This window comes from Limibacillus halophilus, assembly GCF_014191775.1.
In the GTDB taxonomy this organism is placed as follows: domain Bacteria; phylum Pseudomonadota; class Alphaproteobacteria; order Kiloniellales; family CECT-8803; genus Limibacillus; species Limibacillus halophilus.
Genome location: NZ_JACHXA010000018.1, coordinates 1 through 1054, shown reverse-complemented (window position 1 = coordinate 1054; position 1054 = coordinate 1). Strand labels below are relative to the sequence as shown.

At 61.7% G+C, this 1054-nt stretch carries 1 protein-coding gene; it reads right to left on the bottom strand.

Translation table 11 applies throughout. From position 1 onward, the window contains the following. Positions 1-965, bottom strand: a 965-nt coding sequence (locus FHR98_RS16570; protein ID WP_183417852.1) for an IS110 family RNA-guided transposase, incomplete at its 3' end; no start/stop codon positions are given. Between the last annotated feature and the right edge of the window lie 89 nt (positions 966-1054).

The following is a 1054-nucleotide window of genomic DNA, read 5'->3' as shown; positions in this document are numbered from 1 at the left end:
CGGGCCGTCTTGTTGGCGATAGCGACGGTGACGACCCGAGTTGGTTTGCGCTCCAGAAGCGATCTGACCCAGGCGCCAGTTCGGCTGTCGATGGTTGGCGCCCGTCGTGTGACGGAGGTGGCGCCGACGACCAGCAGTCGGCGCAGGTAGCCGTTGCCCATCTTCGATATATGCCCGAGACGGTCCTTGCCTCCCGATGAATTTTGCCTGGGCACGAGGCCAAGGTAGGCTGCGAACTGACGGCCGGATTTGAAGACGGTTGGGTCAGGCACGTTGGCGGCAAGCGCCGTGGCCGTGATTACCCCGACACCCGGGATCGTCTCGAGCCGCTGGCTTGCCTGACTTTGCCGGTGCCAGATCAACAGCTGTCGTTCAATCTCTCGGATCTCCTGTTGCAGGCTGTCAAGCTGCTCGCCCAGGGCCAGGAGGGCGGACCGGGCGGTCTCGGGCAGTCCGGGGGTGTCATCATCACGAAGGCGAAGGACAAGTTCAGCAACTTTACGGGGCCCCTGCGCGGCAACGACCCCAAACTCGGCGAAGTGGGCCCGGATGGCATTCAAGATCATCGTGCGCTGGCGCATCAGCAAGTCGCGGGATCGATGCAGTACGAGAACACCCTGCTGCTCCTCGGTCTTTATTGGGACAAAGCGCATGTTCGGCCGTGTCACGGCCTCGCAGATCGCCTCGGCGTCGGCCGCGTCGTTCTTCTGCCGTTTCACATAAGGCTTCACGTAAGCCGGCGCGATCAGCCGTACGTCATGACCAAGGGCAGCAATCTCACGCGCCCAGTGATGGGATGTCGCGCAGGCTTCCAGTCCGATCAGGCAAGGTTCAAGCTTGCCGAGAAAGGCGAGCACGGCACCGCGCCGCAGCTTCTTCTGCAGAACAACAGCACCATCGGCATCCACCCCGTGAAGCTGAAAGACGGACTTGGCGAGATCGATCCCCAGTGTTGTAATCTTCATGTGGATGGCTCCTTCCCTCTGTTGGTTCCAAACAGCACCAGCATGGCACATTGCGATGCCGTTCGGGTGGAGCCGTCCACACCATCAGA